21 protein-coding genes and 4 tRNA genes are annotated in these 26736 nt (G+C 62.7%); 15 read left to right on the top strand and 10 right to left on the bottom strand.

From position 1 onward, the window contains the following. Positions 1-327: 327 nt before the first annotated feature. The 5 genes from ACFODV_RS04045 to ACFODV_RS04025 form a co-directional block, all read right to left on the bottom strand. A tRNA-Asp gene (locus tag ACFODV_RS04045) sits at positions 328-404 on the bottom strand. Positions 405-407: 3 nt separating this feature from the next. Beyond that, positions 408-484 (bottom strand) — tRNA-Val (locus tag ACFODV_RS04040). 73 nt (positions 485-557) lie between these two features. Then, positions 558-634 (bottom strand) — tRNA-Asp (locus ACFODV_RS04035). A 39-nt stretch (positions 635-673) separates the two neighbouring features. Continuing rightward, positions 674-749 (bottom strand) — tRNA-Val (locus ACFODV_RS04030). Positions 750-868: 119 nt separating this feature from the next. Then, positions 869-1582, bottom strand: a complete 714-nt coding sequence (locus ACFODV_RS04025; RefSeq protein ID WP_379755015.1) for an alpha/beta family hydrolase — start codon at positions 1580-1582, stop codon at positions 869-871. Positions 1583-1746: 164 nt separating this feature from the next. Here ACFODV_RS04025 and ccoN point away from each other — a divergent pair, with 164 nt between their 5' ends. The 11 genes from ccoN to fnr all read left to right on the top strand — a co-directional run bounded on the left by ccoN (position 1747) and on the right by fnr (position 12797). Further along, complete coding sequence (gene ccoN / locus ACFODV_RS04020) at positions 1747-3171, top strand: cytochrome-c oxidase, cbb3-type subunit I (RefSeq protein WP_379755012.1); 1425 nt, start codon at positions 1747-1749, stop codon at positions 3169-3171. A gap of 22 nt (positions 3172-3193) precedes the next feature. Further along, the gene (ccoO, locus tag ACFODV_RS04015) at positions 3194-3802 is read left to right on the top strand and encodes a cytochrome-c oxidase, cbb3-type subunit II (RefSeq protein ID WP_379755009.1); all 609 of its coding nucleotides are present in this window, start codon (positions 3194-3196) and stop codon (positions 3800-3802) included. Positions 3803-3804: 2 nt separating this feature from the next. After that, positions 3805-4020, top strand: coding sequence for a cbb3-type cytochrome oxidase subunit 3 (locus ACFODV_RS04010; protein WP_290784904.1), 216 nt, complete (start codon positions 3805-3807; stop codon positions 4018-4020). Then, the gene (ccoP, locus tag ACFODV_RS04005; protein WP_379755006.1) at positions 4017-4946 is read left to right on the top strand and encodes a cytochrome-c oxidase, cbb3-type subunit III; all 930 of its coding nucleotides are present in this window, start codon (positions 4017-4019) and stop codon (positions 4944-4946) included. Before ACFODV_RS04010 ends, ccoP begins: the two co-directional genes overlap by 4 nt. Before the next feature lie 128 nt (positions 4947-5074). Then, entirely contained in the window at positions 5075-6514 is a 1440-nt protein-coding gene (ccoG, locus tag ACFODV_RS04000; RefSeq protein WP_379755003.1) for a cytochrome c oxidase accessory protein CcoG, read from the top strand. Position 6515: 1 nt separating this feature from the next. Beyond that, positions 6516-7037: a FixH family protein gene (locus tag ACFODV_RS03995; protein ID WP_379755000.1), complete on the top strand. Its 522-nt coding sequence runs from the start codon at positions 6516-6518 to the stop codon at positions 7035-7037. 31 nt (positions 7038-7068) lie between these two features. After that, positions 7069-9552: a heavy metal translocating P-type ATPase gene (locus tag ACFODV_RS03990; RefSeq protein WP_379754997.1), complete on the top strand. Its 2484-nt coding sequence runs from the start codon at positions 7069-7071 to the stop codon at positions 9550-9552. Beyond that, entirely contained in the window at positions 9549-9779 is a 231-nt protein-coding gene (gene ccoS / locus ACFODV_RS03985; RefSeq protein WP_379754994.1) for a cbb3-type cytochrome oxidase assembly protein CcoS, read from the top strand. Before ACFODV_RS03990 ends, ccoS begins: the two co-directional genes overlap by 4 nt. Next, a complete protein-coding gene (locus ACFODV_RS03980; RefSeq protein ID WP_379754991.1) occupies positions 9779-10477 on the top strand; it encodes a sulfite exporter TauE/SafE family protein in 699 nt (232 codons plus the stop codon). The genes ccoS and ACFODV_RS03980 overlap by 1 nt, the downstream gene beginning before the upstream one ends. 160 nt (positions 10478-10637) lie before the next feature. Then, positions 10638-11954, top strand: a complete 1317-nt coding sequence (gene hemN, locus ACFODV_RS03975) for an oxygen-independent coproporphyrinogen III oxidase (RefSeq protein WP_379754988.1) — start codon at positions 10638-10640, stop codon at positions 11952-11954. 99 nt (positions 11955-12053) lie between these two features. Beyond that, positions 12054-12797, top strand: a complete 744-nt coding sequence (gene fnr, locus ACFODV_RS03970) for a fumarate/nitrate reduction transcriptional regulator Fnr (RefSeq protein ID WP_379754985.1) — start codon at positions 12054-12056, stop codon at positions 12795-12797. Between the two features lie 3 nt (positions 12798-12800). Here fnr and ttcA read toward each other — a convergent pair whose 3' ends face one another. The 3 genes from ttcA to ACFODV_RS03955 form a co-directional block, all read right to left on the bottom strand. Then, complete coding sequence (ttcA, locus tag ACFODV_RS03965; RefSeq protein WP_379754982.1) at positions 12801-13733, bottom strand: tRNA 2-thiocytidine(32) synthetase TtcA; 933 nt, start codon at positions 13731-13733, stop codon at positions 12801-12803. A 101-nt stretch (positions 13734-13834) separates the two neighbouring features. After that, complete coding sequence (locus ACFODV_RS03960) at positions 13835-14461, bottom strand: 3'-5' exonuclease (protein WP_379754980.1); 627 nt, start codon at positions 14459-14461, stop codon at positions 13835-13837. 66 nt (positions 14462-14527) lie between these two features. After that, positions 14528-16348, bottom strand: coding sequence for a putative nucleotidyltransferase substrate binding domain-containing protein (locus ACFODV_RS03955; protein WP_379754977.1), 1821 nt, complete (start codon positions 16346-16348; stop codon positions 14528-14530). A 679-nt stretch (positions 16349-17027) separates the two neighbouring features. Between ACFODV_RS03955 and ACFODV_RS03950 the strand changes: the two genes are divergently transcribed. The 4 genes from ACFODV_RS03950 (at position 17028) to ACFODV_RS03935 (ending at position 23761) form a co-directional block, all read left to right on the top strand. Beyond that, positions 17028-17288 (top strand): DUF4212 domain-containing protein, encoded by a 261-nt coding sequence (locus ACFODV_RS03950; RefSeq protein WP_379754974.1) that lies wholly within the window; start codon positions 17028-17030, stop codon positions 17286-17288. A gap of 6 nt (positions 17289-17294) precedes the next feature. After that, positions 17295-19118 (top strand): sodium:solute symporter family protein, encoded by a 1824-nt coding sequence (locus tag ACFODV_RS03945; protein ID WP_379754971.1) that lies wholly within the window; start codon positions 17295-17297, stop codon positions 19116-19118. Between the two features lie 114 nt (positions 19119-19232). Further along, positions 19233-19748 (top strand): hypothetical protein, encoded by a 516-nt coding sequence (locus ACFODV_RS03940; protein ID WP_379754968.1) that lies wholly within the window; start codon positions 19233-19235, stop codon positions 19746-19748. A gap of 68 nt (positions 19749-19816) precedes the next feature. Next, positions 19817-23761, top strand: coding sequence for a NahK/ErcS family hybrid sensor histidine kinase/response regulator (locus ACFODV_RS03935; protein WP_379754965.1), 3945 nt, complete (start codon positions 19817-19819; stop codon positions 23759-23761). An 80-nt stretch (positions 23762-23841) separates the two neighbouring features. Here the strand turns inward: ACFODV_RS03935 and ACFODV_RS03930 are convergent, their stop codons facing one another. Together ACFODV_RS03930 and acs are read right to left on the bottom strand one after the other, a co-directional pair. After that, positions 23842-24504 (bottom strand): LuxR C-terminal-related transcriptional regulator, encoded by a 663-nt coding sequence (locus ACFODV_RS03930; RefSeq protein ID WP_290784888.1) that lies wholly within the window; start codon positions 24502-24504, stop codon positions 23842-23844. Between the two features lie 189 nt (positions 24505-24693). Beyond that, the gene (gene acs, locus ACFODV_RS03925) at positions 24694-26643 is read right to left on the bottom strand and encodes an acetate--CoA ligase (RefSeq protein WP_379754962.1); all 1950 of its coding nucleotides are present in this window, start codon (positions 26641-26643) and stop codon (positions 24694-24696) included. Positions 26644-26736 lie beyond the last annotated feature (93 nt).

Below are 26736 nucleotides of genomic sequence, written 5' to 3'. Positions count from 1 at the left end.
GCAAAAAGGGGGAGAAGGCCGACAATTCAAACAACTGTATGATAGTTGTTCCAGGGGTGCAAAGCGGATGCAAGGCCGAAACGCTATGACAGGGGGGAGTCGAAGAGAAAAGTGGGAGAGAAAAGTTGAAGAGGGACGCCCCGGGTAAGGGCAACGAGAAGAGAGGAATGTAAGCGCCGCGAAAGCCGTGGGAAACCCCGTCGGTAAGAACATTCGACAAGAAACCTAGCGGCCTTAAAACACGAAACCCCGGGCGAGTGGCCCAGGGCTTGAGAATTCGAGCGCAACACTGAGTTGCAATAGACACAAGGAATCAACAAGTAGTAATGGCGGACCGGACGGGACTCGAACCCGCGACCTCCGGCGTGACAGGCCGGCATTCTAACCAACTGAACTACCGGTCCGCGTGGTGGGTGATACCGGATTCGAACCAGTGACCCCCAGCATGTGAGGCTGGTGCTCTAACCAACTGAGCTAATCACCCACGTAAACTACAAGCTTATGAATCTTCTAATGCAACCGTTGCGTTTTTTTCTGGTGCTACCAATCCATCATCGTGGCGGACCGGACGGGACTCGAACCCGCGACCTCCGGCGTGACAGGCCGGCATTCTAACCAACTGAACTACCGGTCCGCTGCGTGCTTCTCGTGATCAGGCACTGCTATCAGGCAGTGGTGGGTGGTACAGGGTTCGAACCTGTGACCCCCAGCTTGTAAGGCTGGTGCTCTCCCAACTGAGCTAACCACCCCTGGACACGTGGCGCTGAATTCTACAGGGGACGAGATCAATGTCAACGCTTTTTGCCCGACTCGATCCGAGTCGTCATTTCGCCAGCATTTTATCGGCTCGCCCTGCCCCGGCCACCCATCAATGCGTGGCCATAAAGTCAGCGATGACCTTGGCCGCCTCATCGATCAGCAACGCCTGAGTGCGGCCGCTGGAGCGGCGCGGCCGCCAGTCATGATCGCCATCCTCGAGCAGGTGGACACGGGCATGGCCAAGATCATAACCGGCGATCTCTTGCCGGCTACCGAAAAGGTCGCGACTCCCCTGAACCACCAGGGTAGGACAGGAGATCAATGGCCAATGGGAGAGACGCAAAGAATCGGGCTTGCCCGATGGATGGAAGGGATAACCACACAGGATCAGGCCAGCGGCGCCGTCGCGAGCCGCCAGCAGACTTGCCACTCGTCCTCCCATGGACTTACCTCCAAGCCACAGCGGCGGCAAGGAAGAATGCGTCAGAGTGTCGCACCAGCGCATCAGTTCCTCGACCAGTCGATCTATACGAGGTGGGGGCCGACGCCGCGCCTCTCGGCGCATCTGTTGCAGGTAGGCGAACTCGATGGCGAGCGTCTGGACACCTTGCTCGGCTAGAGCATCGCGACAGCGCTGCAGAAATGTGGAATCCTGACCAGAACCCGCGCCATGGACCATCAGCAGTCGGCCCACGCGGGCCTCGCCGCGAACTTCCAGAGGGCCGTCAGGCAACCACCAGCGTCCTAGCTGGCCGGCCGCCAGACGTTCGCGACACAGGGCCGGGGTAATGGGCTCATAATCCTGAGCGGCGTAATGTGACAAGGGATCTCCTCGTGATTTCTCCGACTACACCGATTGGCGTGTTCAGGATTGGGACGGGCTGCGATACAATCCATTACGTCTTGACCTGCATCATCCTCGGGGCGCTGGGTCCGTGGCAAACTGACGCAGCTTCAACCCGCTACCGCGTTCGATGGGAACCTGACATGAGCACAGCAATTGAACACCCGACCTACAACTACAAGGTAGTTCGGCAGTTCGCGATCATGACAGTGGTGTGGGGCATCGTGGGCATGCTCCTCGGTGTCATCCTCGCCGCACAACTGGTATGGCCGCAACTCAATCTCGATCTACCCTGGACAAGCTTCGGTCGCCTGCGGCCGCTGCACACCAACGCCGTCATCTTTGCCTTCGGGGGTTCCGCGCTGTTTGCCACCTCCTACTACGTGGTTCAGCGGACCTGTCAGACCCGGATTTGGTCCGACAAACTGGCCGCGTTTACCTTCTGGGGCTGGCAGGCGGTGATCCTCTCGGCAGTCATCACCCTGCCGCTGGGCTACACCACCACCAAGGAGTACGCCGAACTGGAATGGCCGATCAATATCCTGATCGCTGTAGTGTGGGTCAGCTATGCCATCGTCTTCCTGATGACGATCAAGCAGCGCACGACCTCCCACATCTACGTGGCCAACTGGTTCTTCGCCGCCTTCATCTTGACCGTTGCGGTGCTGCATATCGTCAACAATGCCGCCATTCCGGTCACCGCCATGTATTCCGTCTCCGTCTATGCCGGCGCCATCGACGCCATGGTGCAGTGGTGGTACGGGCACAACGCGGTGGGCTTCTTTCTGACCGCCGGCTTCCTGGGGATGATGTACTACTTCGTACCCAAGCAGGCCGAGCGCCCGGTCTACTCCTACCGTCTCTCCATCGTACACTTCTGGTCGCTGATAATGGTCTACATGTGGGCCGGTCCGCACCATCTGCACTACACCGCCCTGCCCAACTGGGCCCAGTCCCTGGGCATGGTCATGTCGATCATCCTGCTGGCGCCCTCCTGGGGTGGCATGATCAACGGCATGATGACCCTCTCCGGCGCCTGGCATAAGCTGCGCACCGATCCGACCCTGCGCTTTTTGGTGGTGGCCCTCTCCTTCTACGGCATGTCCACCTTCGAGGGGCCGATGATGGCGATCAAGACAGTCAACGCGCTGTCCCACTACACCGACTGGACCATCGGTCACGTCCACGCCGGTGCCCTGGGCTGGGTGGCGATGATCACCGTCGGGTCCATGTACCACCTGATTCCGCGCCTGTTCGGCCGCACCGAGATGCACTCCGTGGGCATGATCGGAATCCACTTCTGGCTGGCGACCATCGGCACCGTGCTATACATCGCCTCCATGTGGGTCAACGGTATCCTGCAGGGCCTGATGTGGCGCGCCATCAACGCCGACGGCACCCTGATGTACACCTTCATCGAGTCCGTCGAGGCCAGCGGTCCCGGCTACATTGTGCGCCTGATCGGCGGCCTGTGCTGGGTCGTGGGCATGCTGATCATGGCCTACAACGTCTACATGACCGTCAATCGCAGTGAAGACGCTCGCCAGCCGCTTCCGCAGACCGCCTGAGCAACCGGGGATACCGACACCAATGAAACACGAGATCATCGAAAAGAACGTCGGCCTGCTCGCCGTGCTGATCCTGGTGGCTATCAGCTTCGGCGGCCTTGCCGAGGTCGTGCCGCTGTTCTTCCAGAAACAGACCACGGAGCCGGTAGACGGGCTGCGCCCGCTCTCCGCCCTGGAACTGGAAGGTCGCGATATCTATCGCCGCGAGGGATGTGTGGGCTGTCACTCGCAGATGATTCGTCCGTTCCGCGCCGAAACCGAGCGCTATGGCCACTACAGCGTGGCCGGCGAGTCCGTCTACGACCACAACTTCCTGTGGGGCTCCAAGCGCACCGGCCCCGATCTGGCCCGCGTCGGCGGCCGCTACAGCGATGACTGGCACCGCGCCCACATGTACAACCCGCGTGACGTGGTGCCCGAGTCGATCATGCCTGCCTACCCGTGGCTCTTCGAGCGCACGCTGGATGGCAACGCCACGCCCAAGAAGATGGAGGCGCTTCGCATGGTGGGCGTGCCCTACACTGACGAGGACATCGCAGGCGCCACCCGCGAGGTACGCGGCCAACAGGAAATCATTGCGCTGATCGCCTACCTTCAGCAGTTGGGCACAGTTCTCGAGGGAACCCGCTGAGCATGGATACCGGGACTTTCCGCGGCATCATCACAGGCCTGCTTATTGTGGCCTTCATCGGCATCACCGTGTGGGCCTACTCGAAGCGTCGCAAGCCTGACTTCGACGAGGCGGCCCACCTGCCCTTCGCCGATGATGATGAGCAGCCGAACCGTGACAGGAGCGCCTCGCCAAACGGGGCCGATTCCCGCAAGAGCAAGGGAGACAAGAACGCATGAATAATCTCTGGGGTGACTCCCTTTCCGGGTTCTGGAGCACCTGGATCATTGTCATCACGCTGGGCTCCATCGGTTTTGCCACATGGCTGCTCTACGCCAACCGCAAGACGGAAAAGATTCCCGACGCCGAAGGCAACGTCGAGACCACCGGGCACGCCGCCGACGGCATCGAGGAGTACGACAACCCGCTGCCGCGCTGGTGGTTTCAGCTGTATGTGGGCACCGTGATCTTCTCGCTGGGCTATCTGGTGCTCTACCCGGGGCTTGGCAACTTCGCCGGCGTACTGGGCTGGACCCAGGAAGGCCAGTGGGAGGAAGAGGTGGCCCGCGCCGAAGAGCGCTTCACACCGATCTTCGCCCAGTACGAAGAGATCCCGATCCCCGATCTGGCCCGGGACGCCGACGCCATGCGGGTGGGCGAGCGCATCTACCTCAACAACTGTGCGGTGTGTCACGGCTCCAACGCTCAGGGCGGCTACGGCTTCCCCAACCTGACCAACGACGACTGGCTCTACGGCGGCGAACCGGACAATATCGTTACCAGTCTGGTCCGCGGCCGCAACGGTCTGATGCCCTCCTGGCAGCAGCTCGGCGAGGAGAACATCGAGAACCTCACCCAGTTCACCCTCTCGCTCTCCGAGCTTGAGCATGACGAGGAACGCGCCGAACGCGGTGCGGCGACCTATGCCTCTGTCTGTGCCGCCTGCCACATGCCCAACGGCACCGGCAACCAGGCGCTGGGCGCGCCCAACCTGACCAACGACATCTGGCTCTACCAGAGGCCGGGGCAGAGCGTGGCAGACTCCGTGCGTCAGACCCTGCGTAACGGACGCAACGGCCACATGCCGGCTCAGGCCGCCTATATCGGCGAGGAACGCGTCCACCTGGTCGCGGCCTACGTCTACAGCCTGCGCTTCCGGGACTGATACTCCTTCCGGAAAGACCTTGAGGGTGCGGCGCCACGTCGCACCCTTTCTCGTTGGTTCGCCATCTCGATACAATGATCACCCCAGCATCACTGCTGGCCCTTCCCCCCTCCTGCCGTGAGCCTGCCATGAGCGACAAGATACCTGCCCGCGATGTCACGCCGTCACCGGTCGAGCACCACTCCCCCGGCCCGAAGGTGCAACAGGAGATGTACGCCAGCCGACGCCACATCTACGTGCGGGAGATCAAGGGCCTCTTTCAGAAGGTGAGGCGCAGCGCCAACTGGGCCCTGATGCTGGGGTTCTTTCTGATCCCCTGGGTGCCCTGGGGCGATCGTCCGGCCATCTGGTTCGACCTGCCCAGCAGGGAGTTCCACATCTTCGCCGCCACCTTCTACCCCCAGGAGTTCATGCTTCTCTCCTGGCTGCTGATCATCTGCGCTTTCGGGCTGTTCTTCATCACGGTGTTCGCCGGCCGAGTGTGGTGCGGCTATACCTGCCCTCAGAGTGTCTGGACCTTCCTGTTCATCTGGTTCGAGCACCGACTCGAGGGTAGCCGCAACCGCCGCATCAAACTTGACCGTAGCGGCTTGAGCGCCGATAAGCTGTGGCGAAAGTCGGCAAAGCACGCCATCTGGCTGCTGATCGCACTGGCTACCGGGGTGTCCTTCGTGGGTTACTTCACGCCGATCCGTCAACTGGTCGTTGACCTACCGACCCTTCAGGCCCACGGCTGGTCCTATTTCTGGACCGGCTTTTTCCTGGTGTTCACCTACCTCAATGCCGGCTGGTTGCGCGAGCAGGTGTGCATCTACATGTGCCCCTACGCGCGATTCCAATCGGTGATGTTTGACCGCGACACCCTGATTGTCTCTTATGACACGGAACGCGGGGAGCCCCGTGGCGCCCGCAAGAAGAGCCTCAGCCACACCGAGGCCAGAGAGGCGGGCTACGGCGACTGCATCGATTGCGACCTCTGCGTACAGGTCTGCCCCACCGGCATTGATATCCGAGACGGCCTGCAGTACGAATGCATCACCTGCGCGGCCTGTATCGATGCCTGCGACAGCGTGATGGACAAGATGGGTTACCCTCGCGGTCTGGTTCGCTATACCACCGAGAACGCCCTGGAAGGCAAGCCAACCCACATCGTGCGTCCACGTCTGATGGGCTACCTGGCGGCATTGATTGTCATGATAGGCGTGTTCGCCTGGGCAGTGACCGATCGCACCCCGTTGGGGTTCGATGTGGAACGCGAGCGCACCGAACTTTACCAGCTCACCCGCGATGGCCGCCTAAGCAACATCTACGTGTTGACGGTACGCAACCTGGACAGCGAGGACCATGTCTATCGCCTGGAGGCTTCCGGCCTGCCGGGATTGGTCCTGGACACTGACCGTATCACGGTGCCCGCTGGAGACAGCCGCAGCAACGTGATTTCCATCACCGTTGACCCGTCGGTAATCGAGCGCCCTAGCCACCCCATTACCCTACGCATCGAGGCCGATGAGGACTCGAACATCACGCTGGAACGCGAGATCCGCTTCATCGGCGACATCCGGAGATGACATGTCCCACCCTGTGACTCCCTGGTACAAGCAGTTCTGGCCCTGGTTTCTGATCGGGCTGCTGATGCTCTCGATCAGCGTCAGCTCCACCTTCGCCTTTCTGGCGATCCGCAGTGCCGACGGTATGGTACAGGAGGACTACTACGAGCACGGCCGTGCCATTAACATGGTGCTGGCCAAACAGGAGCGCGCCGCCGAGCTGGGGATCGCAGCAAGCGTGCGTATCGACCCCCTGACCAGCGACGTGGTGCTGGACCTGGAGGGCGACCACTACCCCGAGAAACTCGATTTCGAGCTGATCTTCCCCACCCGGGATGATCGCGATATCGAGATTACCCTCGAGCACGTTCGCGACGGCCGTTACCTGGGCCAGGCACCTGACAACCTGCGCTATCGCTGGTATCTGCAACTGCAGCCCCAGGTCGATGAACCCGAGTGGCGGCTGGTGGGTGAGGGCCGCTTTCCGGATGAGGATGCCGTGCGCCTGACCCCGGGGCGCGCGGCGCCCGCCAACGACTCCTGACATGCCTGAGCGGGTAGGAAACCCTGAGCCCATGAGTGAGGACGTTGCCGACGACTCGGCGGGATGCTTCCACTGCGGCAGCCGAGTCCCCCGGGGCGCTCCCTGGTCGATCACCATGGACGACACCCGCCAGCCGCTCTGCTGCCCCGGCTGTGAGGCGGTGGCACAAGCCATCGTCGACGGTGGACTGGAGAGCTACTATCGCTTCCGCACCGAGCTGCCGGAACGCCCCGATGAGCGGGAATCCGTGCGTGCCGAGACCTGGTCGGTATTCGACGACCCGGGCCTGCAGCACCAGTTCGTCCACCCCGAGGCCGACAGCGATCGGGTGCACGCCACCCTGGCGGTGGACGGCATCACCTGCGCCGCCTGCGCCTGGTTGATCGAGCACCGCTTGAACGCCCTGGCGGGGATCGACTCCAGCGCCGTCAACCTCACCCACCATCGGGTGCGGGTGAGCTGGGACCCCGAAACGGTCAAGCTGTCGCGCATCCTCGCCGAGATGGCCGCCATCGGCTACCAGGCCCAGCCCTACGAGCCCGACGAGGCCCAGGCGCGCCTGCAGCATGAGGAGCGCATGAACGTGCGCCGGCTGATCATCGCCGCGGTGGGCATGGCCCAGGTGATGATGTTCTCCATCCCCATCTACGTGGCCGGCCCCGAGGGCATCGGCGAGGACTTTTACGCCCTCTTCCACTGGCTCTCCTTCGCCCTGACCACCCCGGTGGTGTTCTTCTCGGCGATGCCCTTCTTCCGCAATGCCGTGCGCGACCTGCGCACCCGGGTGCTGGGCATGGACGTGCCGGTCTCCCTGGCCATCGGCTTCGCTTATACCGCCAGCGGCTATGCGGTGATAACCGGCAAGGGCGAGATCTACTTCGACTCGGCGGCGATGTTCACCTTCTTTCTGCTGTTCGGGCGCTACGTCGAGTCTCGTGCCCGGCGACGCAGCGGCCACAGTGGCAACGCCATGGCCGGCGCCCTGCCGCTCTCGGCGATTCGCCTCACCGAGGAGGGCGAGGAGCGCATTCTGCCGGCCAGCGAGCTGGCCGCCGGCGACCGGGTGCTGGTGAAGCCCGGCCATGGCGTGCCAGCCGACGGCGTGATCGAGGACGGCGAGTCGAGCCTCGACGAATCCATGCTTACCGGCGAGTACCTGCCGGTCACCCGACGCCTCGGCGAGACCGTCACCGGTGGCAGCCAGAACATCGAGAGCCCGCTGATCGTACGGGTAACCCACGCCGGGCGCGACGCTCGAGTGGCCGCCATCGTCGACCTCACCGACCGCGCCTTCGCCAGCCGTCCACGCCTGGCCCAGATGGCGGCGCGCATGGCGCATCTCTTCGTGTTGCGCCTGCTGGTGGTCACCGTGGTGGTAACGATCACCTGGTGGTTCATCGACCCCGCGCGGATGCCCTGGATCATGCTCTCAGTGCTGGTGGTCACCTGTCCTTGCGCCCTGGCCCTGGCCACCCCGACGGCGCTCACCGCCGGCCACGGCCAGCTGCGTCGCCGCGGAGTGCTGGTGACCCGCGCCGACGCCATCGAGTCGCTCTCCCAGCTCGACCGGGTGATTCTCGACAAGACCGGCACCCTGACCAGCGGCCAGATGACGCTGGTAGAGAGCCGACCGCTGGGTGAGCTCGACGCCGAACACGCCCGCACTCTGGCCGCCGCCCTTGAGGCACGCTCCGAACACCCTATCGCCCGCGCCTTTCATCCCTATCGGCTGGCCACGGTGCGCGCCTCCGAAGTGGTCAGCCGGACCGGTCAGGGGCTTGAGGGCACCCTTGAGGGTCGCCTCTGGCGGCTCGGCAAGCCTGACTTCGCCGCGTCGAAGCATGCACTGGAGGCGCCCGGTGACGGCCAATGGCTGCTGCTCTCCGAGGAGGGCGAGCCGAGGGCCTGGTTCGCTCTGCAGGACCGAGTGCGCGAAGACGCCGCCGACACCGTCGCGGCGCTGAAGGCCCTGGGGCTGGAAGTGGAGCTGCTCTCCGGCGATACTCCCGGCGCGGCGGGTGATCTCGCCCGGCGGCTGGACATTCCCACCTGGTGCGGCGGCGCCAGCCCCGAGGACAAGCTCGCGCGTATCCGCGAGAGCCAGACGGCCGGCGAGAAGGTCGCCATGGTCGGCGACGGCATCAACGATGTGCCGGTGCTAGCCGGCGCCGACGTTGCCATCGCCATGAACGGCGCCACCGACTTGGCCCGCACCAGCGCCGATGCCATCCTGCTGAGCCCGCGCCTGTCACGCATCGTCGAGGCGGTCGAGATCAGCCGCGCCACCCGCCGGGTGATGCGCCAGAACATGATCTGGTCGGTGTGCTACAACTTTACCGCCATGCCCCTTGCCGCCGTGGGCCTGGTCCCGCCTTGGCTGGCGGCCATGGGTATGGCGGGCAGTTCCATGGTGGTGGTGGGCAACGCCCTGCGCCTCAACCGTTTCCGCAGCCGCGCCATGCCCGACACGACGGCACCGCTGCCCTCCCCTGAACCCAGCCGGGTGACCCCATGAGCATTCTCTATCTACTGATCCCGCTGTCGCTGATTCTGCTGGGCCTGGCCGTCTGGGCCTTCTTCTGGGCGGTCAAGAACGACCAGTTCGACGACCTCGAGGGCCCCGCCCACCGCATCCTCTTCGACGAGGACGAGAACGACCTGCCCGCCGACGAGCGCCAGCGCCGCCGCGACGCACGCGAGCGTGCCAAGGCGCAGCGTTCTGACCCCGATGAGCCCGGCTGATGGATCCCACCGGGCTTGGCCTGCCGCCGCTGCTGGCGGCCTTCGTGTTCGGCTTGCTCGGCGGCGCCCACTGCATCGGCATGTGCGGCGGCATCATGAGCGCACTGACCTTTGCGGTGCCCCCCAGCATGCGCTCACCCTCACGCCTGACTGGCCTGCTGCTGGGTTACAACCTGGGACGCATCGTCAGCTACATGCTGGCAGGTGCCCTGGTGGCCGCACTCGGCACCCTGCTCACTCTTACCCCCGGCATGCGGACTGCCCTGCAGGGCTTCGCCGCGCTGATGCTGATCCTGATGGCGCTCTACATCGCCGACTGGTGGAAAGGGCTGCTCAGGGTCGAGGCGGTCGGTAAACGCCTGTGGCGGCACCTGGAGCCGGTGGGTCGGAAGCTGATGCCCGTGGTGAGGATCCCTCAGGCGATCGCGCTGGGAGCCGTGTGGGGCTGGCTGCCCTGCGGGCTGGTCTACTCGATGCTGGCCTGGAGTCTGGCCAGCGCCGACCCGCTCAGGGGGGCGGCGCTGATGGGTGCCTTTGGCCTCGGCACCCTGCCGGCACTGCTCGCCACAGGGCTAGCAGCCCGCCAACTGGGCGGACTGATCCGCCATCCCGCCACACGCACACTGGCGGCAATGTCGATCATCGCTTTCGCCCTGTGGCAGCTGTGGCTGATGCTCCCTACTCAGAGCCAGGGGTAATTCGAGACTATTCCACGCCAGATTGACACAGCTCAACGTCATACACGCCAAGCCGCCCTAGCATGTGATTACATCCACAGCCGGGAGCAGCGTCATGCCCGTGCAGGCGAAACGCAATAATCGCGCCGGGCTATCATCGGCTGCCGGAAGCAGGTCCTCGATGCCGTTCCATAACCACGACGGATCTCACTACCTCACCTCTCCCGATCGCCTCACCTCGGGGTATGGTCCGGCTGCATTAACACGGGCGCTGACCGAGCATCCCGCCGGGGCACCGCTGGCGATTCACGTTCACCTGCCCTTCTGCCGGCAGGCCTGTCGTTTTTGTGCCTCCCTGAGGGTACCTTCTCGGGACAACCGTCAGGCGGAACCTTACCTGACACGCCTAGACCGTGAAATGGTGCTGATCAGCCGCCTGCTGAATGCCCATCCTCCCGTACAGCGCCTGCATTGGGGGGGTGGCGCACCCGCCTTCCTGTCACTGAACCAGATGGGCGACCTCTTCGACCGTCTCGATGCTCGCTTCGGGCTCTCCAACGCCCGTGAGCGCGATTTCAGCATCGAGATTGACCCCCGCGAAGCCAATGTCTTCACCCTGCGCCACCTTCAGGCATTGGGCTTCAACCGCCTGAGCTTGGGTGTTCAGGAGCTTGACCCGCGGGTGCAAAAGGCGATTAACCGGATTCAGCCTCGAGTACTGACCGAGTCGCTGGTGGACGAGGCCGAGCGCCTTGGTTTCCACTCGCTCAACCTGGACCTGATCGTGGGCCTGCCGCTGCAGACGCCCGAGGGTTTCGGCGAGACGCTGGATCAGGTGATCGCCATGGCGCCGGCACGCATTACCCTGCGCCGCTACGCCCACCTGCCTCGGCGCTACCGACCCCAGCGCGAAATCCACACAAAGGATCTGCCCGAAGCGGCGGCCCAGCTGGCGATCATGAGAGAGGCACGCGACCGACTCGCCGCTGCCGGCTATGTGCCTCTCGGGCTCGGTCAGTTTGCCCGCGCGGATGACAGCCTGGCGCTGGCCCTGGAAGAGGGCCGCCTGGCGCGGGACCTGCAGGGCTACACCCCCTACCCTCCAGTTGATCAGATCGGTCTCGGCGTCGCCGCCATCAGTCGGGTCGGCGACACCATTACCCGCAACGCCATGACCCTGACCGACTATGAAACTGCGCTGGACGCAAGCAGATTGCCCGCGGAGGTCGGCCACCGACTGGACGCCACCCAGCGCATGCGACGCGACGCCATAGAATCGCTCGCCTGCCGGCATGAGCTGGACCTCACCGCGCTGTCGAAGGCCCACGGGCGCGACGCCGCCGAGGCCATGGCCCATGCCCTGCAGCGCCTGACCCCGCTCTGCCAGGCGGGGCTGCTGGAGCGCCGCGGCGAGTGCCTGAGGGTGACACCCGAGGGAGTCTGTTCCCTGGCCCGCCTCCTCGACGTCTTCGCCTCCCGGGCCTCACCGATGTCGTGAGCCGTCGGTCTTACTGACCTACCTCCTTGGAGGTGGTTTGCCCTGCCCGTAGAATCCTCCATACTGTCCGCCATGATCACGATCAAGGAGAAGGCGGCCATGCCTGATAGCCTGACCGGACGGCGGCGCTCCGTGCTGCATGAAACTCGCTGCCAGACCTGCAGTCTGAGCTCGCTGTGCCTGCCACTGGCACTCGAAATTCAGGACATGGATCAGTTCGACGCCATCATTCGTCGGCGCGCACCTCTCAAGAAGGGCGAGACTCTCTTTCGCCAGGACAGCCCGTTCACCAGCGTCTATGCGGTACGTTCGGGCAGCCTTAAACAAGTGACCACCGAGGGTAGCGGCGACGACCAGCTCACCAACTTCTATCTGCCCAGCGAGCTGGCGGGCCTGGACGGCATCGACGAGGACCACTACCCCGGAACAGTGATAGCGCTGGAAACCACCACCGTCTGCGAGATTCCCTTCGACCGGCTGGATCAGCTATCGGAGTCTCTGCCCGAGCTACGCGGCCAGCTCTACAAGAGCATGAGCAAGGAGTTGCGCGCAGACCGCCGCATGATGCGCCTGCTGTCACGCAAGACCGCCGACCAGCGACTCGCCAGCTTCTTCGCGGGACTTTCCGACCGTTTTCGCCGACGCGGTTACTCCCCCTACAGCTTCCGCCTCTCCATGTCGCGGGCCGACATCGGCAACTATCTGGGACTGGCCGTGGAGACCGTCAGTCGAATTCTCGGTCGGTTCCAGAGCCAGGGCCTAGTTGAGGTCTCTGGCCGCGAAGTACACATCCTCGATCTGGAATCCCTTATTCTGGTTGCCGAGGAAGAAGGGGCAAAATAGCGCTTACGACTCGTTGAGGAGATCGATCCTGCTGGCCAACACTCGCGCCTGCTTCTCTTCCAGCCCGGCGAAGTCGAACAGCTCGCGGTCGGCAAGCTGCGACGGGGCCACATTGGTTACCGCCTTGAACATGCTCTCCAGACGGCCGGGGTGTTTACCTTCCCAATCGGCGAGCATTTCCTTGACCACCTGACGTTGAAGGTTGGGCTGGGAGCCGCAAAGATTGCAGGGAATGATTGGAAATTCCATCAGCCGCGCATACTCGGCGATATCGGCCTCCCGGCAATAGGCCAGCGGGCGGATCAGAATGTTCTTGCCATCGTCGGCAAGCAGCTTGGGTGGCATAGCCTTGAGGCTGCCAGCGAAAAACAGATTGAGGAACAGCGTCTCGAGGATATCTTCGCGATGGTGACCCAGGGCAACCTTGGTGGCGCCGATCTCTTCCGCAAAACCATATAGAGAGCCGCGTCGCAGCCTCGAGCAGAGTGCGCAGGTGGTCCTGCCCTCTGGAGTCTTCTCCTTGACCACCGAGTAGGTATCACGCTCGAGGATGCGATACTCGACGCCGATGGACGCCAGGTACTCCGGTAACACGTGCTCGGGAAAACCCGGCTGCTTCTGGTCGAGGTTAACCGCCACCAGCGAGAAATCGATCGGGGCGTTGCGCTGCAGGCTGCGCAGGATCGACAGCATCGTATAGCTGTCCTTGCCACCGGACAGGCACACCATCACGCGATCGCCCTCATGGATCATCCCGTAGTCGATGATCGCATTGCCCGTCTGGCGCCGAAGGCGCTTCTTCAGCTTGTCAAACTCACGCTTGCCGCGGACATCGAGTGCATCAAGAGTCGGCGAAGGAGCTTCCTGAAACGTGTGGGCGGCCGCAGAGGCGGTCTTCTGACGATCACGGGGATCGAATATCGAGGCGTCGTGCATGGTCGGTAAGCGCTGCCAGTGCGAGCAAAAATAACGGGGGGCCTATCCTACCATCGCCGACGCCATCAGGCGACGCCGCCCTACCCTTCAAGAATAGCGATTCAGGAATAGCGACCCAGGGCGCTGGACTGGTGTTCAAGGCGCAGAAAGATCAGGGCCGTGGTCACCGCATCCCCCAGGGCGGTGTGACGCCCCATCAGCGGCACGTCCAGCAGTTCGGCCACCTTTTCGAAGCGCGGCGCGGCTTCCACCTCCGGATGGCGGCGGCGCAGGCGCCTCAAGTAGCTTTGAGCCACGTCGATGGTGGCGTTGGGCAGGTCGAAGCCGAAGCGCGGCCGCAGCTCGCGATTGAGAATCGCCAGATCAAAACCCAGGTGCCAGCCCAGCAGGGGACGGTTGCCGACGAAATCAAGCAGGCGCTCCAGGGCATCCTCAACGGCCAGGCCGCCGCTTAGATCCATACCTTGCAGACCCTGGCTGCGAACCAATTCGGCAGAAGGGCTCGCGGAGCACGTCAGGCGCAGGTCCAGGGATTCGCTAGTCAGCACCCGCTCCCCACGCACCTTGACGGCAGCAATAGAGGCCAACTGAGGGCTGCGGCTACCTACCCCGATGACCCGGATATCGATGACCACCATCTCGTCACCCGTGTAAGGATGAAAGAGCCAGGCGTAGTCACCGTTGGCGTGTCGTCGTCGGTCGGCGGCACGCCGCAGGACCTTGATCATGGTGGAGCTCCCTGTGTCTTCGTTTTTTCTTCGCAAATCGCCGTTCCTTCGGGGGTCACCTGACCATCACGAATACTCTAGATGAAAGCGATGCGATAGCCGCTGCTTAAGATCCTTGACGATGTGCAGCGCTTCTCGCAGCAGATCGCGCTCCAGCGACGAGAGTTCCTGAACCACTACGCGGTCGGGCTGGCGCTCGTCGCCGCCGCTGTCTAGGTGTTCAAGCTGCTGCTTGAGGCGCATTTCGGTGAACAGCGACAGGGCTTCGCCCAGATCCTCCGCGAACCGCGGCTCCAACCGGCCATCCGCCGCCAGAGCATCCAGGCGCTCCAGGGTGGAAGTAGGACGAATGCCCCGCTCTAACGCCATTACCCTCACCCCGTGAACGATGGGAAAGATACCGCCCTTCTTGATGTCGATACCGTGCTGAGGGCGCTTGAGCGAACCAAACAGGGTGAGCGGGGTGGAGAATCGCAGGATGGTACGAGCGAAGTAGGAGAGCAACAGCTCGTCGCCAGCGCAGCGTTCGAACAGCTCGTCGCGCACGCGGTCGAGTAAAGCCGGATTGCCTGCCACCGCGTGGGAGTCGAGCATGATGGCCAGCTTCATCAAGCTGTCACCGTCACGCTTACTGGCCCAACTGGCAATGCGCTCACGCCACTGGGTCACGGTACCGACCCACTCGGGGTTGGAGACCATGATGTTGCCCGGACAGGGCGGGTAACCCAGCTCGATCAGCGTCTCGGTGAGGCGCTGCATCTGCTCCCCGCAGTCTGGCCAGTCCAGGTCGTCGGCCAGGATCAGACCGTTGTCCTGATCCGTCTTGAGGATCTGCTCGCCGCGCCCTTCGCTGCCCATGACCATCAGGCAGCTGTCTGCGTGGTAACGCTCATCGACCTGAAACCCCCAGGCCTTGCTCATGATACGACCGTTGAGCGCCGCCAGCAGGCCCATGGCAAAGCGAAGTTTGACCCCCTGGGCCATCAAGGCCTTGACCAGTTCCGGCGTGCGGCGGCTGGCGGCAGCCAATGCCTCGAGGCTCTCGGCCTGCTCTACCTGCAGGCTGACCACGTAGCTGCGGCTCGAGAAGTAGCTGAGTACGTCAGTTAGTTCAACGACGCCCATCACTACCTCTTTATCCAGCACCACCACACGCTCCACCTTATGGCGGGTCATCACCACCAGTGCCTCGAACAGATACTGCCCCGGCCCTACCGTGATCAGCTCGTTGCGGCCCAGCCCGTCCAGGGCACTGTCGCGATCACGGCCTTCCACCACCAGAGCGTTGAGCAGGTCGGTCTTGGTAATCATGCCAGGGCCGGCATCCCCCTTCACCAGCATGCTGTCGGCATGGCGCTCGTTGATGGTAGTCACGGCCTCAGCGATGGTAGTGGCGGCCGGCACAATCAGCGGCTCACGCATGCACTCATCGACCCGAGCCAGCATGAATCCAGCCATGGTGACCCCCCCCTCTGCGCGCTGCTCGGTCAGCAGGCGCGCCTTGTGAGCGAGGGTCTGGCGAAAGAACTCAGAAAAGGGCGGGTAGTCGTTGCAGAGTTCGAGGAAGAGCGGCCTGGGCAGCAGGTAACAGAGACTCTCCTGCTCGGCCCGAAAGCGATAGCGGCTCTTGCCGTTGAGGATGCTGATGGCGCCGAACAGGTCGCCACGGGTGTAGTGACCGATACGCGAGCGGGCTGCCGGCAGCGTCGGGTCGACTTCTGCCACCTCGCCCTTGTGAATGAGGAAGAGGTTTTCGCCGGCCTGACCCGTCTCGAGAATGATCTCGTCGCGATCGAAATAGGCCAGATCGACGCCCTGGCGAACCCTCTCGCGGCCGGCTTCATCGAGAAGGGTGAACGGCGGTTGGGAAAGATCGACCTCGACCATGGCGCTGACCTCGCGGACGGCTTTCCGACCATCATGTAATGGATCCCCCACCGCCCCGCGGGGGGCTAATGGCTGAGGGAAAGGCCGGAACGGGAACGGCGTTTATGGCCGTCACCTGGTGATTGTTGAACGCTGGTTGCGGAATTCAGGGGGCTGCCACGAAGGCAGACCGGGGCATCCTGCTTGACGGGAAACCTGATTGAAGAATAACAGCCCCTTCATTACCTGTATAAGCTAGACGAACGTCTTCCCTCCCAACCGCTTAGACGATTGTCCAAGACCAGCGGTGACCGGAAGAAAGCCAACCTCTCCGCCCCTATACAATCGTCCTAATCCCGCTTCCCGTTGCTTAGCAAGAAACCGACAAAAAAATTTCAACCGATTGATATAAAATATATTTTTCAGAGCCAATTAAATCGTATTTTTCTCATGATACGAAAGTCTGGGATTCATTTTCACCACTCATTGCCCACTATCCACATTGCGTCGTGCAGGACAATCCTACGAAAACAACGTGTTTCGATATCGGTCTGGTCTATCCCACATGCGTCTTCCCTCCGGAGATAAACCCAAGGGGCTCACAAAGGCCCGGTAAAAGACTCGAGATTGCCCTGATGATTCACAGCCAACAGACCACCCAACTTCCCAACCCCACCAATAACAAGTGGAGAACACGATAATGGCAGAAGAGAAAATAGATTCCGCCGACTACTGGAAGGCGAACGTGCGCCTGATAAGGGGATGCCTGATCGTCTGGGCCTTCGTTTCTTACGGATGCGCCATCCTGTTTCGGCCGCTGCTCTCCGGCATTCCGGTGGGCGGAACCGACCTGGGCTTCTGGTTCGCCCAGCAGGGCTCCATCCTCACCTTTATCGTGCTGATCTTCTTCTACGCCTGGAAGATGAACAAGCTCGATCAGAAATTCGGTCTGGGGGAGTAAACCAGCATGAGTCAATTTGCCATCAATCTGCTGTTTGTAGGGGCCTCTTTCGCCCTCTACATCGGCATCGCCATCTGGGCCCGAGCGGGTTCAACCAAAGACTTCTACGTGGCGGGCGGCGGCGTTCACCCGATCACCAACGGCATGGCCACCGCCGCCGACTGGATGTCCGCAGCCTCCTTTATCTCCATGGCCGGCCTGCTGGCCTCCGGCGGCTACGCCAACTCCACCTTCCTGATGGGCTGGACCGGCGGCTACGTGATCCTCGCCATGCTGCTGGCTCCGTACTTGCGCAAGTTCGGCAAGTTCACGGTGCCGGACTTCATCGGTGATCGCTTCTACAGCAATGCGGCACGCCTGGTGGCCGTTATCTGTCTGATCGTGGCCTCCGTCACCTACGTCATCGGTCAGATGACCGGCGCCGGCGTGGCCTTCTCCCGTTTCCTCGAGGTCTCCAATACCTGGGGCATCTGGATCGCTGCCTTCATCGTGTTCCTGTATGCGGTATTCGGCGGCATGAAGGGCATCACCTACACCCAGGTGGCCCAGTACATCGTGCTGATCATCGCCTACACCATCCCGGCGGTATTCATTGCGTTCCAGCTGACCGGCAACCCGATCCCGATGTTCGGCTTGTTCAGCACCCACAGCGAATCCGGCATCCCGCTTCTGCAGAAGCTCGATGACGTCGTGGTGGCGCTGGGCTTCCGTGACTACACGGCGGACGTGGACAACAAGCTCAACATGGTGCTGTTCACCCTGTCGCTGATGGTGGGTACCGCGGGTCTGCCCCACGTCATCATCCGCTTCTTCACCGTGCCGAAGGTGGCCGACGCTCGCTGGTCCGCTGGCTGGGCCCTGGTCTTCATCGCCCTGCTCTACCTGACGGCACCGGCCGTGGGTGCCATGGCGCGCTTGAATCTGGCCACCACGGTATACCCGGAAATGGCCGGCCAGGTCGAAAACTATGAGTCGGCTGCTTCCAACGCGATCCTCTATTCGGAGCGTCCGGAGTGGGTTCGCACCTGGGAAGAGACCGGCCTGATCACCTTCAACGACCTCAACAACGACGGTCGCATCCAGATGTTCAACTCGGCAGCTACCGATCCTGACTCAACACAATACAACGAAGAATTTGCCCAAACTGCTGAAGAGCTTGGCTGGGAAGGCAACGAGCTGACCGTCAACAACGATATCCTGGTACTGGCCAACCCCGAGATCGCCAACCTGCCAGGCTGGGTCATCGGTCTGATCGCCGCCGGCGGTATCGCGGCTGCGCTATCTACCGCCGCTGGTCTGCTGCTGGCCATCTCTTCGGCCATCAGTCACGACCTGATCAAGACCATGATCAACCCCAAAATCTCCGAGAAAGGCGAGATGCTGGCGGCGAGGATCTCCATGGGCGGTGCCATCCTCTTGGCCACCTACCTGGGCCTCAACCCTCCGGGCTTCGCCGCCCAGACGGTAGCCCTGGCCTTCGGTATCGCCGGCGCCTCGCTGTTCCCGGCGCTGATGATGGGGATCTTCTCGAAGCGGATCAACGACAAGGGCGCGGTTGCCGGCATGCTGACCGGTCTGCTGCTGACTCTTCTCTATATCTTCACCTACCTGGGCTGGTTCTTCGTTCCGGGCACCAATATGCTGCCCAACACCCCGGACAACTGGATCTTGGGCATCTCCCCGCTCTCCTTTGGCGCGGTGGGTGCGATCTTCAACTTCGCGGTTGCCTTCGCGGTTTCCAGTGCGACCGAAGAGCCTCCGCAGGAGATTCAGGACCTGGTAGAAAGCGTGCGCTACCCGAAGGGTGCTGGCACCGCTGTCGACCACTAACTGCTCAGGTCTATCTGGGCCATAATGGCCCCCTGGCCCGGCTCGCCGGGCCAGTTAACTCCCACCGATCGGGCTTCCCTAGGGAAGCCCGATCGCTTTCAGTAAGGACCTTTCATGATTTGGCATTTGATCGCGGCGATCTTCGCCGGCCTTGGCGCTGCCGGCATCGCCATGGTGCTGCGCATGGCCAGCGGCAAGCGACTGCCGACCTGGATCATCCCGGTCTTCGGCGCAATGGGCATGCTCGGCTACCAGATCAGCGTCGAGTACTCCTGGTACGAACATAAGCAGCAGCTGTTGCCCGAGTCGGCCCAGGTGGTCGAGGTCGAGCACGACGCCATGTTCTGGCGCCCCTGGACCTATTTCTTTCCCATGGCGACTGCTTTCAGCGTGATCGATGAGCAGAGCATGGCGATTCAGAAGCAGAACGGTGAACGACGCGTCGAGTTCCTTCTCTACTACTTCGAGAAACAGGTCCAGGACCGCGTCACAACCCAGACCTGGCTGATGAACTGCACCAACCGCGAAATGCTGCCGCTGGAAGCGGACACTCGCCGGCCACTTCTCGAGCACAGTCGCCGGCTGAACGAGGACGCCCCGATCTTCCAGGCAGTCTGCCAGGACGCCTGACACCCCGCCGCCTGCCTTCACGGGTCACATTGCCCTAGAATGGGCGCCAGACTCGAGGGAGAAAGATCATGTTCTCAGGCTGGCTGCTGGTTGCCATATCGCTGCTCTACATCGCCGTGCTGTTCGGCATTGCCTGGCGCGGCGACCGTCATGCCCGCCAGCATGGTGCCAGCCGGCGTCGGCCTATCATCTACAGCCTGGCACTGGCCATCTACTGCACGTCCTGGACTTTCTACGGCGCAGTGGGCCAGGCAGCCACCGGAGGCTGGTCCTTCGCCAGCATCTACGTCGGGCCGATCCTCACCTTCCTGCTGTTCTGGCCGGTGCTGGCCAAGATGATCCGCGTGGCCAAGCACCAGAACGTCACCTCCATCGCCGATTTCATCGCCTCTCGCTACGGCAAGGCCCAGTCTCTAGCCGCCTTCGCCAGCCTGGTGGCACTGATCGGCACCCTGCCCTATATCGCCCTGCAATTGAAGGCGGTATCTACCTCCTTCAGCGTGCTCACCGCCTCCGGTGACCCTACGCATACTCCGTTGTTTGCCGACACCGCCTTCTACGTCGCGGTGGTAATGGCGGCCTTCGCCATCTTGTTCGGCACTCGCCATACCGATGCCACGGAGCATCACGAGGGACTGATTCACGCCGTGGCCTTTGAGTCCCTGGTCAAGCTGGTCGCCTTCCTGGTGCTCGGCGCCTACGTCACCTGGGGCATGTTCGACGGCCTGGGCGAGCTCTTCGCCCAGGCTGAGGTACAGCTGGAGCTCCAGCGCCAACTGGCCCAGCAGGACTTCGGCCAAAGCTTCTGGGCCCAGACCCTGCTGGCGATGCTGGCGATCCTCTGCCTGCCGCGCCAGTTTCACGTGGCGGTGGTCGAGAACACCCACCCCGACGATGCTTCCAAGGCGCGCTGGCTCTTCCCACTCTACCTGGCCGCCTTCGCCTTCTTCGTGTTGCCACTGGCGGCCGCCGGCCTGACCCTGTTTGCCGACAGCGGCATCGCGCCGGACACCTATGTGCTGGCGCTGCCCATGGCGGCGGACAGCCAGTGGCTGACCCTGCTGACCTTTATCGGCGGCTTCTCGGCGGCCACCGGCATGGTGATCATGGCCGCCGTGGCGGTATCGATCATGATCTCCAATGAGATCGTTATCCCGGCACTGTTCCGCCTGCGCTGGTTCGACACCAAGGCCCGCGACTACGGCCGCCTGGTGCTGCGCGCTCGGCGCATTACCATTGCCGCAGTGCTGGCCATGGCCTACGGCTTTTATCACTTGATCGGCGAGTTCGCCTCGTTGGCTTCCATCGGCATGCTCTCCTTTGCCGCCGCTGCCCAGTTCGCTCCCGCTCTGATTGGCGGGCTCTACTGGAAACGTGGCAACCGCCTGGGAGTCATCGTCGGCATGAACGCCGGCTTCGCCATCTGGGCCTACAGCCTGCTGATGCCAGCGATGATCTCGGCAGGAGTGCTGCCAGGCCACTGGGTCGATGGGGGCCCGCTGGGGCTGGTCTGGCTGGCGCCCACCTCGCTGTTTGGGCTGAATGTCGGCGATAGCTTCACCCACGGCGTCATGTTGTCGCTGGGGGTAAACCTGTTCTGCTACATCTTCGTCTCCCAGGTCACCTCCCAACGCGTCGTGGAACGCATCCAGGCCTCGCTCTTCGTGGACAGCGTAGAGACCCGCCAGACCTCCGTGAACCGCCCCTGGACCGGCGCCACCACCGTGGGTGATCTCAAGGTGCTTTGCGAACGCTTCCTTGGCGCCGGCCAGGTCAGTCGCGCCTTCTACGACTACGCACGGCGCGGCGGCTCGACGCTGGAGGACAGCGCCCGCGCCTCCATCGATGTCATCCAATTCACCGAGCGCTTCCTGGCTTCGGTGCTGGGGGCCTCCTCGGCCCGAATCGTGGTCAACTCGGCGCTGCAGGGCCGCGGCATCGGCATCTCCGACGTGATCTCCATCGTCGATGAAGCTTCCCAGGTGCTGGAGTTCAACCGCGCCCTGCTCCAGGCCACCATCGAGAACATCAATCAGGGCATCAGCGTGGTGGATCAAAACCTGCGCCTGGTGGTGTGGAACCAGCGCTATCTGGAACTGTTCCGCTTCCCCGACCACCTGATTCGCGTCGGCGCGCCGATGGACAAGATCTTCCGCTACAACGCGCATAACGGCGAGTACGGACCCGGCGACCCCGAAGAGCACGTCCAACTGCTACTCGACAATATTCGCGAGGGCCAGCCCCACCGCTACGTACGCTACCGCCAAGACGGCAGCGTACTGGAGGTCCAGGGCAATCCCATGCCCGGCGGCGGCTTCGTCTACACCTATCAGGACATCACCCAGCAGAAGCGCATCGAGGAAGCGCTGATTCGCTCGGAAAACAACATCCGTATTTATACGGACAACGTGCCCGCGCTGATTGCCTACTTCGACAAGGAGTGTCGCTACCTCTTTACCAACCGCGCCTATGAGCAGGCCTTCGGTATCGACCGCAACGCAGTGATCGGCAAGCGGGTTCAAGACGTCGTGTCACCTGAGATGGCCCGCGAGCGAGCGCCATGGATCGAAAGGGCACTGGTCGGTGAGCGAGTCAGCTTCGAGGTCTCGCTCCGGCTCCCCGAGGGGCGACGCTACATGCTGGTTACCTACACGCCCCACTTCGGTGACAGCGGGGCGATACTCGGCTTCTTCGCCCTCTATCAGGACATCACCGAGCGCCGCCAGGCGGAAATCGCCCTCAAGGAGACCAATGAGACCCTCGAGGAGCGCGTACGAGAGCGCACCCAGGCACTCTCCGAGGCCAACGCCGCTCTGCGCCAGGAGAACCGGGTGCGAGCCGAAGCCGAACTGGCACTGCGCCAGGCGAAGCAGCTGGCCGAAGACGCCAACGCCTCCAAGACCCGCTTCCTGGCAGCGGCCAGCCACGATCTGCTGCAGCCACTCAACGCCGCGCGGCTGTTTACCTCGGCCCTCTCCCAGGAGATGGAGCCCGACAACATGAAGCGCATCATCGGCCATATCGACAACTCGCTGCAGGCTGCCGAGGAACTGCTCGGCACCCTGCTCGACATCTCCAAGCTTGACGCCGGGGCGCTGACCCCGCGGCGCAGTCACTTCGCGCTGGCCGATATCATTCGCCCGCTACGCGCCGAGTTCGAGGTAATGGCCGAAGATCGCGGCCTCGACCTGCTGGTGGTACCCACGCGAGTCTGGGTCGATAGCGATGCCCAGATGCTGCGACGGATCATTCAGAACTTCCTGTCCAACGCCATCCGCTACACCCAGGAGGGCCGAGTATTGATGGGCTGCCGTCGTCATGGCGAACGCATCTCCATCCAGGTGTGGGATTCGGGCCCCGGCATTCCCGAATCCAAGCAGGTGGAAATCTTTCAGGAGTTCCGTCGACTCGATCAGGCCTCGCGACACAAGGAGAGCGAGAAGGGTCTTGGGCTGGGACTGTCGATCGCCGACCGCATGAGCCGCGTGCTCGATCACCCCATCACGGTGCGCTCGAAGGAGGGCTCAGGCACCATGTTCGCGGTCAGTGTCCCAGTGGTCGAAGCACGCAGCGAGGCGCAGCAGGCCGAGGAGGCTGCCTCGCCCAAGCGCGCCGGAAACAAGCTTGTTGGCATTCGCGTTCTGTGCATCGACAACGAGAGCCTGATCCTTGAGGGCATGAAGGCGATGCTCTCGGGCTGGGGCTGCGAGGTATTCACCGCCACCACCATTGGCGGGGCCAAATCGGTACTGCGCCACCTCGATGGCGACCCCGACGCGATACTCGCCGACTACCATTTGGACAACGAAGTCACCGGCCTGATGGCGCTCGAGGCCCTCAGCGAGCGGCATGAGGGCGCGGTGCCCGGCATCGTGATCACCGCCGACCGCACCGAGGAAGTCGCCGAGGAGGTCCGGCGCGCTGGCTACCAGTTGCTTCTCAAGCCGGTGCGCCCCGCCGCCCTCCGCGCCCTGCTCACTCGCACCCTGCAAGCCAGTCGCGCGGCGCAGTAGCGTCAGGCGGCAAACCCATCATGTAAAAAACCCACCTGACGGTGGGTTTTCTAATGTCATGGGCACTTGCTATCTGGCGCTCAGGATTCGACTTTTGGCGGCTCGACCTCGAGCTTCTGGGCGGCGATGACCGCCTGGGTGCGAGAATGGACGCCCAGCTTGCGCAGGATAGCGGTGACGTGGGCCTTGATGGTCGCTTCGCTGACGCTCAGCTCATAGGCGATCTGCTTGTTGAGCAGCCCCTCGGTGAGCATGTTGAGCACGCGGAACTGCTGCGGGGTCAGCGAGGCGATTGCCTCGGCGAACTTGGTCTCATCCTCATTGGCCTCGCCCATTACCGCGGCCAGCTCGGCAGGCAACCACACCTCGCCGTCGAGAATCTCACCCACTGCCTCGGCGATCAGCTGTAGCGACGAAGACTTGGGAATGAAGCCCGAGGCACCGTAGTCGATGGCCCGACGCACCACGTAGGGTTCATCACTACCCGAGACCACTGCCACCGGAATGTCGGGCGTCTGGCCACGCAGCTGTATCAAGCCTGAGAAACCGTGGGCCCCGGGCATGTGCAGGTCGAGCAGAATCAGGTCGGCGTCCGGGTGGCGATTCACCACCTCGGCGGTGGCCTGCATGGTGTCGGACTCCACGATTTCGGCCTGGGGCGCCAGTTGGCGCAGCGCCTGGGTGAGGGCTGCGCGGAACAGCGGATGGTCATCGGCGACGATGAATTTCTGGGCAAATGCCATGGATTCTCCTCCGGTTCCTCTGGCAGCGGGCGTGGACCGCCACTCGGGGTCTTATGTGACTGTGAGGCATGTTACCCCATGCTAGAGCCGATTCCCAAGCGCCCCGACAACATTGTCGACAATATTATTGAGCTGGCGCAAAAAGCCGGCCAATAAGGCCGGCTCTGCAAGGGAACAGCGACGCGACAATCAGCGAACTGCGCGGTTCTCGATCAGCTCGTCGACAACACCCGGATCGGCCAGGGTGCTGGTATCGCCCAGGCCGTCGCACTCGTTGGCAGCAATCTTGCGCAAGATGCGGCGCATGATCTTGCCGGAGCGTGTCTTCGGAAGGCCCGGGGCCCACTGGATGACGTCTGGCGAGGCGATCGGACCGATATCCTTGCGCACCCACTGGGTCAGCTCCTTCTTGAGCTCGTCGGTGGGCTCCACATCGCCGTTCAGGGTCACATAAATATAGATACCCTGACCCTTGATATCGTGGGGGAAGCCCACCACGGCGGCCTCGGCCACGGCATCGTGGGCCACCAGGGAGGATTCGATCTCTGCAGTCCCCATACGGTGGCCAGAGACGTTGATCACATCGTCGACACGACCGGTGATCCAGTAGTAGCCGTCCTCATCGCGACGGCAACCGTCACCGGTAAAGTAGACGCCCTTGTAGGTGGAGAAATAGGTCTGGGTAAAGCGCTCATGGTCACCCCAGATGGAGCGTGCCTGACCCGGCCAGGAGTCGGTGAGCACCAGGTTGCCTTCCACGGCGCCTTCGAGGGTGTTGCCCTCGCTGTCGAACAGCGCCGGCTGAACGCCGAAGAACGGCAGGGTGGCGGAACCGGGCTTGAGATCCGTGGCACCGGGCAGCGGGGCGATCATGATGCCGCCGGTCTCGGTCTGCCACCAGGTATCCACAATCGGGCACTTGGAGTTACCGATGACGCGGTAGAACCAGTCCCAGGCCTCGGGGTTGATGGGCTCACCCACCGACCCGAGGATGCGCAGGGTGTCGCGCTGGCTGGAGTCCATCACGCTGTCGCCATGGGCCATCAGGGCGCGGATGGCAGTGGGTGCGGTGTAGAGAATGTTGACCTTGTGCTTGTCGACGATATCGCCCATACGGCCATGGGTCGGATAGCTGGGCACGCCCTCGAACATCAGGGTAGTACCACCGTTGGCCAGCGGACCGTAGACAATGTAGCTGTGGCCGGTGACCCAGCCGACGTCTGCGGTGCACCAGTAAATCTCACCGTCCTGATAGTCGAACACATACTGGTGGGTCAGGCTGGCGTAGACCATGTAGCCGCCGGTCGTGTGCTTGAGGCCCTTGGGCGCACCGGTGGAGCCGGAAGTGTAGAGAATGAACAGCGGATCCTCGGCATTCATCTCCTCGGCAGGGCAGTCGGCGGACTGCTTGTCGACCACGTCGGCGTACCAGACGTCTCGGCCATCGTTCCACTCGATTTCACCGCCGGTGCGCTTGACCACCAGCACATTCTTGCAGATTTCGGTGCCGTCGCGAGTCAGGGCCGCGTCGACATTATCCTTGAGCGGCACATGCTTTCCGCCACGCACGGACTCGTCGGCCGTGATCACCAGCTTGGAGTTGGCGCCAACCACGCGCTGGGCCAGAGCATCGGGAGAGAAACCGCCAAACACCACGGAATGCACCGCGCCGATACGGGCGCAGGCCAACATGGCCACGGCGGCCTCGGGGATCATCGGCATATAGAGTGTGACCACGTCGCCCTTGCCGATGCCCAGCTCTTTCAGGGCATTGGCCAGCTTGCAGGTACGCTCATGGAGGTCACGATAGGTGATGTGGGCCGAATCGTTGGGGTCATCTCCTTCCCAGATAATGGCGGTCTGGTCGCCGCGCTGTTCAAGATGGCGATCGATGCAGTTGGTGCTGGCATTCAGCGTGCCGTCTTCGAACCAGCGAATGTCCACGTTGTGTGGATCGAAACTGGTGTGCTTGATCTTTGAGGGGGCTTTGACCCAGTCAATTCGCTTGGCCTGCTCGGCCCAGAAGGTATCCGGCTCGTTCACGGACTGCTGGTACATCGCCTGATATGTCGCCTTATCGGCCCAGGCCTTGGCGGCGATATCATCGCGCACCGGGTAAACGTTCTGCTGATCGCTCATAGGAGTGCCTCTATATTTGGGATGGCCCCGTCAAGTGAGTGAAACCGGCCGGCCGTGAATTGTCATTGTCTGGGAGTGACCGGTGCCATTTAA

The organism is Halomonas tibetensis (assembly GCF_042643535.1).
Taxonomy (GTDB): domain Bacteria; phylum Pseudomonadota; class Gammaproteobacteria; order Pseudomonadales; family Halomonadaceae; genus Halomonas; species Halomonas tibetensis.
Note: the sequence above shows the minus strand (reverse complement) of the source record. Positions and strands in the feature narration are given on the sequence as shown.

Excerpts from the sequence above, each read along its gene's own strand:
- ACFODV_RS03935 (WP_379754965.1), top strand. The coding sequence starts at position 19,817 with ATGTTCTCAGGCTGGCTGCTGGTTGCCATATCGCTGCTCTACATCGCC.
- ACFODV_RS03950 (WP_379754974.1), top strand. The coding sequence starts at position 17,028 with ATGGCAGAAGAGAAAATAGATTCCGCCGACTACTGGAAGGCGAACGTG.
- ACFODV_RS03980 (WP_379754991.1), top strand. The coding sequence starts at position 9,779 with ATGGATCCCACCGGGCTTGGCCTGCCGCCGCTGCTGGCGGCCTTCGTG.
- acs (WP_379754962.1), bottom strand. The coding sequence starts at position 26,643 with ATGAGCGATCAGCAGAACGTTTACCCGGTGCGCGATGATATCGCCGCC.
- hemN (WP_379754988.1), top strand. The coding sequence starts at position 10,638 with ATGCCGTTCCATAACCACGACGGATCTCACTACCTCACCTCTCCCGAT.
- ACFODV_RS03995 (WP_379755000.1), top strand. The coding sequence starts at position 6,516 with ATGTCCCACCCTGTGACTCCCTGGTACAAGCAGTTCTGGCCCTGGTTT.
- ccoP (WP_379755006.1), top strand. The coding sequence starts at position 4,017 with ATGAATAATCTCTGGGGTGACTCCCTTTCCGGGTTCTGGAGCACCTGG.
- ACFODV_RS03940 (WP_379754968.1), top strand. The coding sequence starts at position 19,233 with ATGATTTGGCATTTGATCGCGGCGATCTTCGCCGGCCTTGGCGCTGCC.
- ccoG (WP_379755003.1), top strand. The coding sequence starts at position 5,075 with ATGAGCGACAAGATACCTGCCCGCGATGTCACGCCGTCACCGGTCGAG.
- ACFODV_RS03960 (WP_379754980.1), bottom strand. The coding sequence starts at position 14,461 with ATGATCAAGGTCCTGCGGCGTGCCGCCGACCGACGACGACACGCCAAC.
- ACFODV_RS04010 (WP_290784904.1), top strand. The coding sequence starts at position 3,805 with ATGGATACCGGGACTTTCCGCGGCATCATCACAGGCCTGCTTATTGTG.
- ACFODV_RS03930 (WP_290784888.1), bottom strand. The coding sequence starts at position 24,504 with ATGGCATTTGCCCAGAAATTCATCGTCGCCGATGACCATCCGCTGTTC.
- ACFODV_RS03955 (WP_379754977.1), bottom strand. The coding sequence starts at position 16,348 with ATGGTCGAGGTCGATCTTTCCCAACCGCCGTTCACCCTTCTCGATGAA.
- ACFODV_RS03945 (WP_379754971.1), top strand. The coding sequence starts at position 17,295 with ATGAGTCAATTTGCCATCAATCTGCTGTTTGTAGGGGCCTCTTTCGCC.
- ccoN (WP_379755012.1), top strand. The coding sequence starts at position 1,747 with ATGAGCACAGCAATTGAACACCCGACCTACAACTACAAGGTAGTTCGG.
- ttcA (WP_379754982.1), bottom strand. The coding sequence starts at position 13,733 with ATGCACGACGCCTCGATATTCGATCCCCGTGATCGTCAGAAGACCGCC.
- fnr (WP_379754985.1), top strand. The coding sequence starts at position 12,054 with ATGCCTGATAGCCTGACCGGACGGCGGCGCTCCGTGCTGCATGAAACT.
- ACFODV_RS03990 (WP_379754997.1), top strand. The coding sequence starts at position 7,069 with ATGAGTGAGGACGTTGCCGACGACTCGGCGGGATGCTTCCACTGCGGC.
- ccoS (WP_379754994.1), top strand. The coding sequence starts at position 9,549 with ATGAGCATTCTCTATCTACTGATCCCGCTGTCGCTGATTCTGCTGGGC.
- ccoO (WP_379755009.1), top strand. The coding sequence starts at position 3,194 with ATGAAACACGAGATCATCGAAAAGAACGTCGGCCTGCTCGCCGTGCTG.